Raw genomic sequence first — 13,156 nt, 5'->3', positions numbered from 1 at the left:
GGGTAGTAGGCCCGCGGGTGTGCCTCACGACCTTCTGTTCACGGCGCCCGCATTCGTGACCTTCACATGGAGCCCGCGCTCAGCCGGCCCGGACCACCAGCGCCGTCGCCACCGCCATCAGTCCCTCGCCGCGGCCCGGGAAGCCCAGGCCGTCCGTCGTCGCGCCCGATACGGAAACCGGTGCTCCGGCCGCCTCCGACAGCAGCTTCTGAGCCTCGTCCCTGCGCTTGCCGATCTTCGGTCTCGGGCCCACCACCTGTACGGCGATGTTGCCGATCCAGAAGCCGGCCTCGCGGACGATCCGGGCGGCCTCCGTCAGGAGGGTCACACCCGACGCGCCCGACCACTCGGGCCGGCCCGTGCCGAAGTGCTGGCCCAGATCGCCCAGTCCGGCGGCGGAGAAGAGGGCGTTGCAGGCCGCGTGGGCCACGACGTCCGCGTCGGAGTGGCCCGCCAGGCCCGGGCCCGCGTCCTCCCACTTCAGACCGGCGCACCACAGCTCGCGGCCCTCCTCGAAGGCGTGGATGTCGGTGCCGATGCCGACCTGGGGCAGCGGGAACCCACCCGGCGGCAGCCGGACATCAGATGCCTCAGAAGCCATCGTTGAGCCTCCTGCGGGCCAGGACCGCCTCGGCGAGGACCAGATCCAGGGGGCGGGTGACCTTGAAGGCCTCCTCGTGACCGGGGACGGCCACGACGGTGAGGCCGAGCTGCTCGACCATGCCGGCGTCGTCGGTGACCTCGCCGGTCACCGTCTCGTGCGCCCGGACCAGCGTCGCCCGGTCGAACCCCTGCGGCGTCTGCACCGCCCGCAGCCGCGCGCGCTCCGGCGTGGCCACGACCGGCTCCGGCTCGCCGGGCGTCCCCGCGGGCTCGACCTGCTTGACCGTGTCGGCGAGCGGCAGCGCCGGGACCACGGCCGGGGCACCGTCCCGTACGGCCTCGATCACGGCGTCGACCGTGTCGACCGGGACCAGCGGCCGGGCCGCGTCGTGCACCAGGACGATGCCGTGGCCGGCGGGCAGCGCGTCCAGGCCGAGCTTCACGGACTCCTGGCGGGTCCGGCCACCGGGGACGACGAGGAAGTCCGTCCGCTCGGGCAGCGCGTGCGCGTCGAGCAGCGACCTGACCTCGGCGGCACCGTCGGGCGGTGCCACGACGACGACCAGGGAGACGGCACGGGAGGCGGCCATCGCACGGATCGCGTGGATCAACATGGGGGTGCCGCCCAGCGCGCGGAGCGCCTTGGGGGCGCCCGGGCCGAGCCGTACACCACGGCCGGCGGCCGGAATCACGGCCGCCGTACGGGCCGCGGCGGGGGTGGCCGACGGCGAAGGGCGCGAATCGTCAGTCATCGGTTCCTGTCAGGTTTGTGTGCTGGCCTGGCGTGGGTATGGCCTGGAGGAGTGCCGGGCGCGACGCGCTCGACCGGTCCCTTCCGTGACGCCGGTCGAGGCGGCTGCCCGGGCCCGGCACGCCAAGTACCGGGTCGTGAGTGATAACACATCCCGGGGTGACGGCGCATCGGCGCCGGAGTACGAACATGCCGCAGCGCCCGGCGACGGGAAATTCGTCATCGGGCACCGCGGCATTTCGATGTGCAGCCTTGATCAGCACAGTGCTGAGCGACAGGCTTCGCCTCAGGAGGCGAGCACCTCGTCGAGCAGGGCCTCGGCCTTGTCCTCGTTGGTGTTCTCCGCCAGGGCGAGTTCGCTCACCAGAATCTGGCGGGCCTTGGCGAGCATGCGCTTCTCACCGGCGGAGAGTCCACGCTCGCGCTCACGACGCCACAGGTCACGCACCACTTCCGCGACCTTGATGACATCGCCCGAGGCGAGCTTCTCCAGGTTTGCCTTGTATCGACGGGACCAGTTCGTGGGCTCCTCGGCGTACGGCGCGCGCAGCACCTCGAAGACCCGGTCCAGCCCGTCCTGACCGACCACATCACGCACGCCGACGAACTCCGCATTGTCCGCTGGCACACGCACTGTCAGGTCACCCTGGGCGACCTTCAGCACCAAGTAGGTCTTGTCCACGCCTTTGATCTGGCGAGTTTCGATAGCCTCGATCAGCGCGGCCCCGTGATGGGGATAGACCACGGTGTCGCCAACCTTGAACGTCATGTGACAGGTACCCCTTCCGTGGCTATCCAGGGTAACACGGAAACTGCGGGTTCTGAATGGCGTTTTCGCAGGTCAGGGCATATCTCGGGGCTTGACAACTCCGACAGGAACGTGCTTCGGACAGGGAGTGGAAGAAGGTATTCGCAGGTGGGAGCGGCTCTCCGGGGCGAGCGAAACGCGTACGTTACACGCATCCGGAGCACCCTCCAGATGGCCGAAGATCCCCATATGTCCGGTTCCATGTGATCGACTTCCGCTACTCCGTTCGGAGGCCCGAGCCGGGTTCCGGTCGAATCCGGAATTGATCACGACGTGCCCCGACCGGCCCGGGGTGATCAATTCCGAGGTGGTCGCGCATTCCTTCACGGAAATTTCGCGCGACCGGCCGGGGCTCTTATGTGAATGCGGGACGAGCCCCTCGGCAATGTGACGCAGGCTTCACTTGTGACACACGAGTCATCTGCGCCTGTGCCGCCTGCGTCATCTGTGACACAGGCGGCATCAGAGGCGCCCGGGGGGTCGGGTGCGGCCGGGCGGGAGCGGCTCGGTAACCTAAGGCCCGCTGACAGACACTTAGGGCGGCTTTATCGGCCGCTCAGCCCGAGTCAAGGAGTTCCCGCCGCCGTGAGCAGCAGCCTTCGACGCGGCGCCCTCGCCGCTGCCGCCATCGCGTTCTCGATCGCCTCGCTCGCCGCGTGCGGAGCCGGCAACAACGCCCAGACCCTGGAGGTCCAGCCGGACCACGCGGCCACGAGTGTCGGGGACATCAAGATCCAGAACGCGATCGTGATCACGCAGCCCGACCTGGAGTCGACCGGCCCGGCCGCGATCTCCGCGACCTTCTTCAACGAGGGCAGCACCGACGAGACGCTGGAGTCCGTCACCCTGCCCGGCACCGGCAAGACCGCTGAGCTCAAGCCCGCCAAGGGCGGCAGCCTCACCATCCCGGCCGGCGGCTCGCTGATCCTGGGCGGCGAGGACAACGCCACCGCCATCCTGCCGAGCAGCCGCGAGGCCGTGCAGGACGGCAACGCCCAGAAGGTCACCTTCACCTTCAGCAAGACGGGCGACGTGAGCCTGCGCGCCTTCGTCGTCCCCGCCGAGCACCACTTCGCCGAGTGGGGCCCGACCGATGTGCCGGCCGCGCCGGGCGCCTCCTCGTCCCCCTCGGGTGCGCCGTCGGGTTCGCCGTCGGAGAGCCCCTCCGGCTCGCCGGCCGGCACCGAGAGCCCCGCCGCGGGCGAGACGCCGGGCACGCCGACCGACGCGGGCTCCACGAGCGCCTCGGCCGGTGCGGGCGCCGGGCACTGAGCCCCGCGGGACAGTCGTAGCGAAGGGCGGGCCCTCTCCTCCGAGAGGGCCCGCCCTTCGTGTCGCTTGGGTCGCTGTACCGCTGTCCGCTGTCGTGCGCGGCCGATCTACGGCTCGAACTTGTAGCCCAGGCCGCGGACCGTCACCAGGTAGCGCGGGGCGCCCGGGTCCGGCTCGATCTTGGCACGCAGGCGCTTGACGTGGACGTCGAGGGTCTTGGTGTCACCGACGTAGTCGGCACCCCAGACCCGGTCGATGAGCTGCATGCGGGTCAGCACCCGGCCGGCGTTGCGCAGCAGCATCTCCAGCAGGTCGAACTCCTTCAGCGGGAGGTCGATCTTGGTGCCGCCGACGGTGACCACGTGCCGGTCGACGTCCATCCGGACCGGCCCGGCCTCCAGCGCGGCCGGGGTCACCTCCTCGGGCTCGCCGCGGCGGCGCAGCACGGCCCGGATCCGCGCGACCAGCTCGCGCGAGGAGAACGGCTTGGTGACGTAGTCGTCGGCTCCTATCTCCAGGCCGACGACCTTGTCGATCTCGCTGTCCTTGGCGGTCACCATGATGACGGGGACGTTGGAACGGCCGCGCAGCTGGCGGCAGACCTCGGTGCCCGGGAGGCCGGGCAGCATCAGGTCGAGGAGGACGAGGTCGGCGCCGTTGCGCTCGAACTCGTCGAGTCCTTCGGGCCCGGTGGCCGCGACGGCGACCTCGAAGCCCTCCTTGCGGAGCATGTACGACAGGGCGTCGGAGAAGGACTCCTCGTCCTCGACGACGAGCACTCGGGTCACGGAAGGACCTCCGGGGCAGGATGCGTTTCGTACGCGGCTGATTCGGGTGATGAGGGAGTGGACCGCCCGGCCTCGTCGAGGCCCGCGCCTCCTGCGCGTGTCTCTCGGGCGGGCTGCTGATGTGCGCGGTCGCGGGCCGCACCGGCCTCGGGCAGCCGCAGGGTGAAGGTGGAGCCCTGGCCTTCGGCGCTCCACACCGTGACCTCCCCGCCGTGCGAGGCGGCCACGTGCTTCACGATCGCCAGTCCCAGTCCGGTGCCACCCGTGGCACGGGATCGGGCGGGGTCGACGCGGTAGAAGCGCTCGAAGATGCGCTCCTTGTCCTTGTCGGAGATGCCGATGCCCTGGTCCGTGACGGCGATCTCGATGTGTTCTCCGCCGGGCGCGTTCAGCCTGCGGGCCGCTATGCCGACGCGGGTGCGGGCGGGCGAGTAGTTGACCGCGTTCTCGACGAGGTTGCCGAGAGCGGCGGCGAGCTGGCCACGGTTGCCCCAGACGTGCAGGTCGGCGGTGCCCCCCGCGGCCATGGTGATCTGCTTGGTGCCGGCCTGGTGCCGGCAGCGGTCGACGGCCTCGGCGACGAGCTCGTCGACGCGGACCGGCTCGGCGTCCTCCAGCGGGTCGTCGTTCTGCACCCGTGACAGGTCGATGAGTTCCTGCACCAGGCTGGTGAGCCGGGTGGCCTCGATCTGCATGCGCCCGGCGAACCGCTGGACCGCCTCGGGGTCGTCGGAGGCGTCCATGACGGCCTCGGAGAGCAGCGAGAGGGCACCGACGGGCGTTTTCAGCTCATGGCTCACGTTGGCGACGAAGTCGCGCCGGACCGCCTCGATGCGGCGGGCCTCGGTCAGGTCCTCCACGAGCAGCAGCACCAGCCGGGAACCGAGCGGCGCGACCCGCGCGGAGACGGCCAGGGCCTCTCCGCGTCCGGTGCCGCGCCGTGGCAGGTCCAGCTCCACCTGGCGTATCTCTCCGTCGCGCCGGGTGTCCCGGGCCATCTGCAGCATCGGCTCGACGGCGAGTTTGCCGCCGCGGACCAGGCCGAGGGCGTACGCCGCCGAGCTGGCCTTGACGACGGCGTCCGCCTCGTCGAGCACGACGGCGGAGGACCTGAGGACCGACAGGACCGTGTCCACGCCCGGCGGGAGCACCGCGTCCGTGTGCAGGGAGCTACGGGTGGGGCGACTCTGCTCGCGCTCACTCCAGCGGAACGCGAGCATGGCGATGACGCCGGTGAGCACCCCGGCGATCGCTGCCGCTGCGGCGACCGCCGCGTTCACGTCCATGCACCCAGGTTAGGCATGGGTCGGGCACCCTCCACAGCCGTCGGGCCACGAGCTCGAACACTCGTCGCCCAGAGTTCACCTTGGAGCCAGTATGGGTTCATTCGAGATGACGGAAACGGACGCGTCCGGGTTGGAACGTGGGAGCGTGGGGTCCGGACCTTCGGTAATACGACGGTCGTACCGCCGGTTGTCCGGCGGGCCCCGGCCCCTGGACCCCCGACACAGACGCACGAGAGGGAACCCTGATGCGGGACGCGTACCACGAGGAACTGGACTCGATCAGCGACAGTCTGGTGGAGATGGCCCGGCTGGTCGGGTCGGCGATCGGACGCGCCACGACCGCCATGCTCGACTCCGACCTGAAGCTCGCCGAGAACGTCATCGAGGCCGACCAGCGGGTCGACGAGCTCCAGCACGAACTGGAGGCCCGGGCCATCGCCCTGCTGGCACGCCAGCAGCCGGTCGCCACGGACCTGCGCATCGTCGTCACGTCGCTGCGGATGTCGGCCGACCTGGAGCGCTCGGGCGACCTCGCCCAGCACGTGGCGAAGCTCGCGCGCCTGCGCTACCCGGACCGCGCTGTCCCCAGCGACCTGCACGCCACCATCCTGGAGATGGGCCAGCTCGCGCAGCGCCTGATGGCGAAGGCCGCCGAGGTGATCATCACCAAGGACGTCGACCTGGCGCTCCAGCTGGAGCAGGACGACGACGCGATGGACCTGCTGCACCGCACGCTCTTCCAGCATCTGATGGACGACCGCTGGAAGCACGGCATCGAGACGGCCGTGGACGTCACGCTGCTGGGCCGCTACTACGAGCGGTTCGCCGACCACGCGGTGTCGGTGGCCAAGCGCGTGGTCTACCTGGTGACCGGTGAGCACGCGGATGAGCTGCAGGCGGATGTGCAGCCGGAGATCCAGGCGGTTCCGGGGGCGGAGAGCGCCTGACTCCGCCCGGCCGCGCGGACCGGCGTGAAAGCGCCGGGCGGGGATCGGCCAGGGCGCGCGGGCGCCTCAGTGCGCCGTTGATGCGCCCAGCGGAACGGGCGTCCAATGGGCACAGGCACCAGCCTCTAGGAGGACCCATGGCCGAATCCCCCAGCACCACGCCCGACCCCACGCGGCAGCGCGAGACCGAGCAGCCCGCCGAGATCAGGAACCTGCCCATGATCGCCGCGTGCGGCTGCGGCTCGGGCTGCGGCTGCGGGTGCCAGTCGGGCAGCCCCTGCCAGTGCGGCTGACGCCGGCGGCTGGTCGGGTACGACCTTGCCGCAGGGCCCCGGCGGTGCGCCGGGGCCCTGCGGCGTTGCGGGGCGGCGTTGCGGGGCGCCGTCTTGGTTCGCGGGTTGCGGATCGCCGTCGTGGGCCTCTGTCGCGGGGCGTTGTCGTGGGTCGCCATCGTGAGCGTACGGGCGGAGCATGGAGAGGGAGGGCTCGTACGGACGGAGGCGCTTGATCATGGGCAAGTTCATGGATGTCCACCACAGCATGAAGGGCATCACGGAAGAGCAACTGCGCGAGGCCCACAACGCGGACCTCGCCATAGAGAAGGACGAGCAGGTCCACTTCGAGCGGGCCTGGGCGGACCCGGAGTCCGGCCTCGTCTACTGCCTCTCGGAGGCGCCTTCGGCGGAAGCGGTCCAGCGGATCCATGAGCGGGCCGGGCACAAGGCGGACGAGATCCATCCGGTGCCGCTGACGGTGCAGTGAGCGCAGGGCGGCCGGCTTCGGCCGATGCCGGCCGCTCGTAGGTCCCTTCGCGGCCGCGCACCCGTCACGCGAGGTGGTGTGCCTCCCGTGAGCGGCAACCGAGCCTCGCCGATGTAGCGCATGGCCTCCGGGTCCGGGTCCGGGTCCCAACATGTGTCGGGTGCGGCGCTCCTGATACGGCGTCCGCGTGGGTCCCGGTGCGGGTCCTGGCGCATCGGCGGTGGTCACTGCCCCACGCGGCCGTCGATCCGCTCGCGCAGGAGGTCGGCGTGACCGCAGTGGCGGGCGTACTCGGCGATCTGCGCGATCAGGAGGTCGCGGAGTTCGTGACGGCCGCCGGGTTCGGGGCCGAGGTCGGAGTGGCCGGCGTTGGTGGTGGCGAGGTCGGTGACGCCGGCCAGGTAGCGGTCGGTGCGTTCCACCTCCGTGCGCCACTGGCGCCAGGCGGCTTCGACGACCGCCGAGTCGGCGGTCGCACCGTTGAAGTCGCCGTCGCGGTCCTCGTCCGTGCGGTACAGCTTCGGCGCGTCCTCACCGGCCATCACCCGGCGGAAGTGCCGTTCCCCCTCGGTCAGGTGACGCACCAGTCCGAGCAGGGACATCGTGGACGGCGGGGCGGACCGCCGGGCCATCTGCTCGGCGTCCAGGCCCGCGCACTTCATCTCCAGTGGCGGCCCCGCCACCGAATATCGGGCTCCCGGCGGAGAACCCGGGAGCGGGGGCCTGTTTGCCTGGGCCGCAGAAGCGGCGGCCTGCTCACCTCGGAAGGACCCCGCTCCGCGCGTTCCGCCAGGGTGAACCACACCATGCATCCACCGATCATGCCTCGTACGGCCTCGGGCGTGGCCCAGTCGGGCGGTGGGAACGTGGAAGAGCCGACGGAGATCTCGTCGCCGAAGGATGCCGCGGACAACGCGCTGGTGCTGGCGTTCGGGCGGTTGCAGGGGGCTGCGAACCGGCTGGAGTACATCCTCGGGCGGTCGCTGGAGCTGGAGTGCGGCATCAGTCATCTGATGTTCGAGGTGCTGCTCATCCTGGGGCGGGCGGGCGATCCCGGGCCGCCGATGCGGGCCATCGCCCAGGAGCAGGTGCTGACCACGGGTGGGCGACGCGTCTGGTGGACCGGATGGAGGCGGCCGGGCTGGTGGAGCGCGCCGAGGATCCCGGCGACAGGCGCGGGCGGCTGGTACGGCTGACAGTGAGGATGTGACGTGCTGACGCTGCTGGCGGGTCTGACCCCTCGGCTGACTGACGTCTCGACTGTGCTGGCCGGCAGGCGTCAGTGGCTCGCGCCGGAGTCCACGCAGACGAGAGTGACTGGCGGCAGCCGACAGCGTCGCGAACAGGGCCGGCGGCGCAGTGCTGCCGACGCCGCGCTGACCGGCCATCACGGCGTGGAGGCTGCGAGCTCACCTGAGGCCGAGGCGGACCCCTGCGACTTCGCAGGTACCCGAGAATGCCGCACCGCCCCTAACGTCCCGCTCTAGGGCACCGCCGGTGCGGACCCTGTCGATCGGAGCGGAAGGCGAACCACGCGCTTGCGGAGGAACTGCTTCGACGGCTGTGAGAAAGACTTGCAAAGGGGGGATCATGCTGTCCGGCGATCGTTCTCCAGCTGCCAGACGTGTCCTGTGCGCGGCGGTCGCGGTTGCGCCGCTGATCGCGGCCGTCGGAATCGCCGGCTGCAGCGTCACTGCCTCTTCGGAACAGCATGAGTCAGTACCGCCTGAGGGCCGGTTGCGGGAACTGGCCGTGGCCGAGGAAGTCTTACTCGAAAGGGCCGAACAGCTCCTTGTCAAGAAATGCATGGAGAAAGCAGGATTCCGGTTCTGGGTTACGGCGGTGGAGAGCGTCGACAGCCGAAAGGGTTCGGGATTCGTACTTGACGATGTCGGCTGGGCAAAGAAATACGGCTACGGTGGACAGTTCAGGCGGGACGCCGAAGCTGCCCGACGCAACGGCCCGAATGTCACGTATATGAACTCGCTGGCCCAAGATGAGCGTGTCCGCTACAGGACAGTGCTCGACGGCACCCCGTCGAGTGGCATGATATCGGCCGCACTACCGGGAGGCGGTACCGTCGAGACGCCTCGCGACAGCTGCTGGGCCAGGGCGAAGGGCCAACTGTACGGCGAGTTCAAGACCTGGTTCCGCACCGAGAAGATCGCCACCAATCTCACTCCTCTGTATGTTCCGGATCTTTCCAGGGACGCGCGTTTCAAAAAGTCACTTGCGGCGTGGTCGCTGTGCATGGATGGCAAAGGCCAGAATTACTCCGACCCGTTTGAGATCCGTACGAAACTTGGCCCTCTCACTGAAGGGTTGAGCGACGCTTCGGCCCATGCCGTGGAAGTAAAGCTTGCGGTGGACGAGGCCGAATGCGCCAGAGAGTCTTCTCTTGCCGACACGGCCCGCACACTGGAAGGCGAATACCGCCCGAAGAAAACCAGTCGCTACAGTGAGGAAATCACTGCATTCAAGCGCATGCGACTGGCGGCATTGGATCGCGCCAAGCATATCGTCGGCGCCTGATCTCGACTCCCGCTGGAAAGTCCCAGCTGTCTGGTGTTTCCGGCGGGTCCCAGGTTTCCGCAGGTGGCCAATCTGCGGGATGTCCCTGTCCGCAACTTGATAAAGGAGAATACGTGCGCAAGACAACCGCCGCACTCGTGACCCTCGGCGCCGCAGTCTTCGGGGTGCTCGTCCCCACCGGTTCCGCGAACGCAGCCGCTGCGTGTGACAACGCCTGGCACAGCCTGCCGGCAGGCAGCATGGCTGCGTACCAGCACAGCAACTGTGGTGGTGAGCTGCTGGGCCGGACGCCGGGCGACGACTCGAACTGGGGCAACGGCCAGGGTGCCTTCCAGGGCAGTGACACCAACAGGGCAAGCTCGGTTCTGAACGCGGGGACGACCGACACGGCCTGGCACGCTGTCCAGTTCTTCAACGGAACGGGCACCGACTGGGCAGGCGGGTCCAGCTGCCTCAAGCGGAGCGAGTTCTACGCCAGCAACCTGACCGACGACTACTTCACCAGCGGGTACGTCATCAATGACGCCATCAGCTCACACAGGTGGGTGCCCGAGTCCTACTGCGGGGGCAGGTTCATGACCTGATCCGGCGCGCCCGGAGCGGCGTGCGACGAACCTGTGCCTCGCTCCCGAGGGGGCGAGGCACAGGCGCGTCACCCGCACCCCCGGGCAGCCGCCCTCGACCAGGCCTGCCGTGGCTCGGGTCGTTCAGGAACTGTTGCTGCTCGGTCTGGCGCTGTCCTTGCACTCGGGCAGCGAGGTCGGCTCCTCCCTGGTGCGGACGGCCGGGAACCAGGCGTGTCCGGACGGCTCCTCGGGGACCCGCACCCGGTACCAGCGGGCGGTGCCCACGCCGGTCTCGTCGGCCACCCAGTCCCCGTCGTACACCACGCAGTCGGCCTGCAATGCATCCCCGTGCCATATCCGCCGCTCGGAAACATTGCCTGCCTCGTACTTCTGGTACGGGTCCAGGGCCAGGCCCATGCTGCAGGCGCGCAGTCGCTCGGTCTGCCTGTGGCACGGAGCCTCGATGTTGTAGACGGTGATCCGCGCCGTGGTGTCGGCCTTCGCGGGGCGGCCTCCGTCCCGCCCGGAGAACCACCACCAGCCGCCGGCGGTTCCGGCAGCCAGTACCAGGGCGGCCGCGACCGCACAGACGGCAAGTCGCCGGGGCCGAGTGCGCCGGCGCCGGGCGTCCGTGTCGGACAACCCGCGAGCCACGGCCAATAGTTGATCGGCCGTAGCAGGGGACCGGCCTGCGTGGTCGGGGGCAAGGCAACGGGTGACGAAGTCCCGCCAGGCGTCGTCGAGACCGGGGTGCAGGCGCAGCGGCGCCCTTCCGGAAGCGTACTCCTGGGCCGCCGCCGTGCGTGCCCCAGCGGTGGCACCGGCGAAGGGCAGGGTCCCCCCGGTGAGGATCTGGTGCGTGGTGACCCCCAGAGCCCAGATGTCGGCTGTGGGACGCACTGGGACTCCGCGCTCGCCGAGCCCGTCCTGCCAACGCTCCGGCGGCAGGTAGTCCGGCGATCCGAGGGGCGGCGCATATCCGTGGGTGCCGTCCAGCCGGGAGACCAGGCCGAAGTCGGCCAGGCGGACCGAGCCATCAGGCATGACCAGCACGTTGGCCGGCTTGAGGTCGCCGTGCACCCAGCCCTCCGCGTGGAGGTGGACGAGGCCTTCGCAGATCTGGATGATCGTCCGGGCGGCGTCCGGGAGCGGCGCGGAACCCGATGCCGCGTCGAGCTGGTCCTGCAGGCTGCCCACGGCGCGTTCCATGACCAGGACGACGGCGCCGTCCAGGTCGGGCCGCTTCTCGTCGGCCACCACCAATGTCTCCAGGATCCGGATGAGCCGGTCGTGGTCGGTGTTCTGGCTGAACTCCACCTCACGCTGGGCCAGTTCCCGCAACTGGCGGGAGCGGCCCGGTCCCAGCGCGGCCGTTGCCACGAACTTCAGGGCCACCTCAGCCGGTGGCGATCCGGCCGTCTCTCCGTCGGAGCCCTCTCGCCGTGCGGCGTAGACGCTGCCCCAGTTCCCGGACGCGAGGGGGGAGACCACTTCCCATGGCCCCACCCGGTAGCCCGTCGGTACGAGGACCGCCCAGTCGCCGCCTGCTCCGGTGCCGCGCAGTCCGGCAGCTCCGGCGGTCATGGCGAGCTCTCCGCCACTGCCGTTCGTCCCGCCCGCCGTGCCCTTGCCGCGGCTCCTCGCGGGGGCAGCAGTGACAGGTGGTCCTCCCCGACCAGCCCGAAGCGCAGTGCGGTGGACACCAGCGTCTCCCGCTTCCAGCTCAGCCCGGCGCCCGAATCGGGAGGCCGCAGCCGCAGCTTGGTGCCGGCGAGATAGTCGATGTGGAAGTCCACTGCGCTCCTGCTGAGTCCCTGGTGGTCGGGGTGCGGCTGCAGCCGGGCCACGACGTTGGCTGTGGAGGGGACCACTGCGGTGGAGGCGTCCCGCAGACGTGGCTCGCACAGCGCCACCAGCACCTTGAAGTAGGTTGCGTTGGGGTCCAGGGCGAAGGGGGTTGTGGTCATGGCGCCCCGCTCTGCGGTTTCCCCGGATGTCTCCAGGTGGCTGTGGCAGGGGGCGAAGACCTGAAAGCCGATGGTGCCACCATGGGTGGCCAGCACCACCCTGCTGAATTCGAACGGGATCGGGGCGGCCAGCCGTCCGGGCGGGATCCGGACGAACTCACCGGCACCCTCCGGGTTCTCCACCAGTAGGGCGGAGCCGCCACTGAGGTTGCTCAGCTGCCAGTAGACGTCGACGGCCACGATCTCCCCGGCCAGCCGGGGCACCGCCGGATCCGGCAGAGCGATGTCCACGGGGCACTCCGGAATTCCGCGGCCGAAGCGCGCCTTCTGCCCGGGCAGCAGCGACAGTCCCTGGGGTTCAGGCCCGTCCGTAGCCGACGCGGGTAAATGGATCAGCACGGTCTCCAACCAATCCTCCGTTGGTCTTGTCCTGCTCCTGGGGCCTGACCAGCGCCTGGGCACCCTTAGCACTCATGCGGTTTGGGCGTGTGCCTGACAGAGTGCTTCATCACCGCCACGCGCCTGCGTATGTCATGGAATTGTTATCTGCCCGAAGGTGAACGCGATCGTTCAGGTACGAGCCTCGGCGGCGCGACTGCTCCGGAAGGGCACCGGCCAGTCCAGTGACCGGGGCTCCGAACTGTCCGGAACGACGGCCCCCTTCTCCGGCGACTGCTTGAGGAGCGGCCCGGCCGGTACGGAAGGCCGGCCGGCATGTCCGTATCCCGAGAGCGGTCGAGGGAGTTCCGTGTGCCGGCTGTGGGCTCGGCACCGAGTCAGCCCGATCTTGTGGCGAGCGCGCGCTCGCCACAAGATCGGGCTGACTGCAAGCGGGCACCGACACCAATGCCGGATAGTCGATCGATGTGCCCGC

Annotated in this window: 14 protein-coding genes and 1 pseudogene; 7 read left to right on the top strand and 8 right to left on the bottom strand. The window is 69.9% G+C overall.

What is annotated here, in order from left to right; translation table 11 throughout:
- Nucleotides 1-79: 79 nt before the first annotated feature.
- The 3 genes from ispF to ACZ5TL_RS25485 form a co-directional block, all read right to left on the bottom strand.
- Complete coding sequence (gene ispF, locus ACZ5TL_RS25495; RefSeq protein WP_468592615.1) at nucleotides 80-601, bottom strand: 2-C-methyl-D-erythritol 2,4-cyclodiphosphate synthase; 522 nt, start codon at nucleotides 599-601, stop codon at nucleotides 80-82.
- Nucleotides 591-1,355 (bottom strand): 2-C-methyl-D-erythritol 4-phosphate cytidylyltransferase, encoded by a 765-nt coding sequence (gene ispD / locus ACZ5TL_RS25490; protein ID WP_468592614.1) that lies wholly within the window; start codon nucleotides 1,353-1,355, stop codon nucleotides 591-593. The genes ispF and ispD overlap by 11 nt, the downstream gene beginning before the upstream one ends.
- 285 nt (nucleotides 1,356-1,640) lie before the next feature.
- On the bottom strand, nucleotides 1,641-2,123 hold the full coding sequence (locus tag ACZ5TL_RS25485) for a CarD family transcriptional regulator (protein WP_003953493.1): 483 nt from the start codon (nucleotides 2,121-2,123) through the stop codon (nucleotides 1,641-1,643).
- Nucleotides 2,124-2,747: 624 nt separating this feature from the next.
- Here ACZ5TL_RS25485 and ACZ5TL_RS25480 point away from each other — a divergent pair.
- Nucleotides 2,748-3,434: a copper chaperone PCu(A)C domain-containing protein gene (locus tag ACZ5TL_RS25480; RefSeq protein ID WP_468592613.1), complete on the top strand. Its 687-nt coding sequence runs from the start codon at nucleotides 2,748-2,750 to the stop codon at nucleotides 3,432-3,434.
- Between the two features lie 107 nt (nucleotides 3,435-3,541).
- On the opposite strand, the gene phoP is transcribed toward ACZ5TL_RS25480, so the two are convergent.
- Both phoP and phoR read right to left on the bottom strand, forming a co-directional pair.
- A complete protein-coding gene (phoP, locus tag ACZ5TL_RS25475; RefSeq protein ID WP_468592612.1) occupies nucleotides 3,542-4,222 on the bottom strand; it encodes a two-component system response regulator PhoP in 681 nt (226 codons plus the stop codon).
- Nucleotides 4,219-5,508, bottom strand: a complete 1,290-nt coding sequence (phoR, locus tag ACZ5TL_RS25470; RefSeq protein WP_468592610.1) for a two-component system sensor histidine kinase PhoR — start codon at nucleotides 5,506-5,508, stop codon at nucleotides 4,219-4,221. Before phoR ends, phoP begins: the two co-directional genes overlap by 4 nt.
- A 245-nt stretch (nucleotides 5,509-5,753) precedes the next feature.
- On the opposite strand from phoR, the gene phoU reads away from it, so the two are divergent.
- The 3 genes from phoU to ACZ5TL_RS25455 all read left to right on the top strand — a co-directional run bounded on the left by phoU (nucleotide 5,754) and on the right by ACZ5TL_RS25455 (nucleotide 7,217).
- Complete coding sequence (gene phoU, locus ACZ5TL_RS25465) at nucleotides 5,754-6,455, top strand: phosphate signaling complex protein PhoU (protein ID WP_468592609.1); 702 nt, start codon at nucleotides 5,754-5,756, stop codon at nucleotides 6,453-6,455.
- Between the two features lie 137 nt (nucleotides 6,456-6,592).
- Complete coding sequence (locus ACZ5TL_RS25460; RefSeq protein ID WP_468592607.1) at nucleotides 6,593-6,748, top strand: hypothetical protein; 156 nt, start codon at nucleotides 6,593-6,595, stop codon at nucleotides 6,746-6,748.
- 217 nt (nucleotides 6,749-6,965) lie between these two features.
- Complete coding sequence (locus ACZ5TL_RS25455) at nucleotides 6,966-7,217, top strand: SCO4226 family nickel-binding protein (protein ID WP_468592605.1); 252 nt, start codon at nucleotides 6,966-6,968, stop codon at nucleotides 7,215-7,217.
- 224 nt (nucleotides 7,218-7,441) lie between these two features.
- On the opposite strand, the gene ACZ5TL_RS25450 is transcribed toward ACZ5TL_RS25455, so the two are convergent.
- A complete protein-coding gene (locus tag ACZ5TL_RS25450) occupies nucleotides 7,442-8,029 on the bottom strand; it encodes a DinB family protein (RefSeq protein WP_468592604.1) in 588 nt (195 codons plus the stop codon).
- A gap of 9 nt (nucleotides 8,030-8,038) precedes the next feature.
- On the opposite strand from ACZ5TL_RS25450, the pseudogene ACZ5TL_RS25445 reads away from it, so the two are divergent.
- The 3 genes and pseudogenes from ACZ5TL_RS25445 to ACZ5TL_RS25435 all read left to right on the top strand — a co-directional run.
- Nucleotides 8,039-8,415, top strand: a pseudogene (locus ACZ5TL_RS25445) (MarR family winged helix-turn-helix transcriptional regulator); the annotation flags it as partial.
- Nucleotides 8,416-8,807: 392 nt separating this feature from the next.
- Complete coding sequence (locus tag ACZ5TL_RS25440; protein WP_468592603.1) at nucleotides 8,808-9,749, top strand: hypothetical protein; 942 nt, start codon at nucleotides 8,808-8,810, stop codon at nucleotides 9,747-9,749.
- A 113-nt stretch (nucleotides 9,750-9,862) separates the two neighbouring features.
- Nucleotides 9,863-10,333 carry a hypothetical protein gene (locus ACZ5TL_RS25435; RefSeq protein WP_468592602.1) on the top strand — a complete coding sequence of 157 codons (471 nt, stop codon included), beginning with the start codon at nucleotides 9,863-9,865 and terminating at the stop codon, nucleotides 10,331-10,333.
- A 123-nt stretch (nucleotides 10,334-10,456) separates the two neighbouring features.
- On the opposite strand, the gene ACZ5TL_RS25430 is transcribed toward ACZ5TL_RS25435, so the two are convergent.
- Both ACZ5TL_RS25430 and ACZ5TL_RS25425 read right to left on the bottom strand, forming a co-directional pair.
- On the bottom strand, nucleotides 10,457-11,899 hold the full coding sequence (locus ACZ5TL_RS25430; protein ID WP_468592600.1) for a serine/threonine-protein kinase: 1,443 nt from the start codon (nucleotides 11,897-11,899) through the stop codon (nucleotides 10,457-10,459).
- Nucleotides 11,896-12,690 (bottom strand): serine/threonine protein kinase, encoded by a 795-nt coding sequence (locus ACZ5TL_RS25425; protein ID WP_468592599.1) that lies wholly within the window; start codon nucleotides 12,688-12,690, stop codon nucleotides 11,896-11,898. The genes ACZ5TL_RS25430 and ACZ5TL_RS25425 overlap by 4 nt, the downstream gene beginning before the upstream one ends.
- Nucleotides 12,691-13,156 lie beyond the last annotated feature (466 nt).

Source organism: Streptomyces sp. NPDC033136 (assembly GCF_055578235.1).
Note: the sequence above shows the minus strand (reverse complement) of the source record. Positions and strands in the feature narration are given on the sequence as shown.

What these genes read in the sequence shown, in the direction of transcription:
- ispF (WP_468592615.1), bottom strand. Translation starts at nt 601, where the DNA reads ATGGCTTCTGAGGCATCTGATGTCCGGCTGCCGCCGGGTGGGTTCCCG.
- ispD (WP_468592614.1), bottom strand. Translation starts at nt 1,355, where the DNA reads ATGACTGACGATTCGCGCCCTTCGCCGTCGGCCACCCCCGCCGCGGCC.
- ACZ5TL_RS25485 (WP_003953493.1), bottom strand. Translation starts at nt 2,123, where the DNA reads ATGACGTTCAAGGTTGGCGACACCGTGGTCTATCCCCATCACGGGGCC.
- phoR (WP_468592610.1), bottom strand. Translation starts at nt 5,508, where the DNA reads ATGGACGTGAACGCGGCGGTCGCCGCAGCGGCAGCGATCGCCGGGGTG.
- phoU (WP_468592609.1), top strand. Translation starts at nt 5,754, where the DNA reads ATGCGGGACGCGTACCACGAGGAACTGGACTCGATCAGCGACAGTCTG.
- ACZ5TL_RS25460 (WP_468592607.1), top strand. Translation starts at nt 6,593, where the DNA reads ATGGCCGAATCCCCCAGCACCACGCCCGACCCCACGCGGCAGCGCGAG.
- ACZ5TL_RS25455 (WP_468592605.1), top strand. Translation starts at nt 6,966, where the DNA reads ATGGGCAAGTTCATGGATGTCCACCACAGCATGAAGGGCATCACGGAA.
- ACZ5TL_RS25450 (WP_468592604.1), bottom strand. Translation starts at nt 8,029, where the DNA reads ATGCATGGTGTGGTTCACCCTGGCGGAACGCGCGGAGCGGGGTCCTTC.
- ACZ5TL_RS25440 (WP_468592603.1), top strand. Translation starts at nt 8,808, where the DNA reads ATGCTGTCCGGCGATCGTTCTCCAGCTGCCAGACGTGTCCTGTGCGCG.
- ACZ5TL_RS25430 (WP_468592600.1), bottom strand. Translation starts at nt 11,899, where the DNA reads ATGACCGCCGGAGCTGCCGGACTGCGCGGCACCGGAGCAGGCGGCGAC.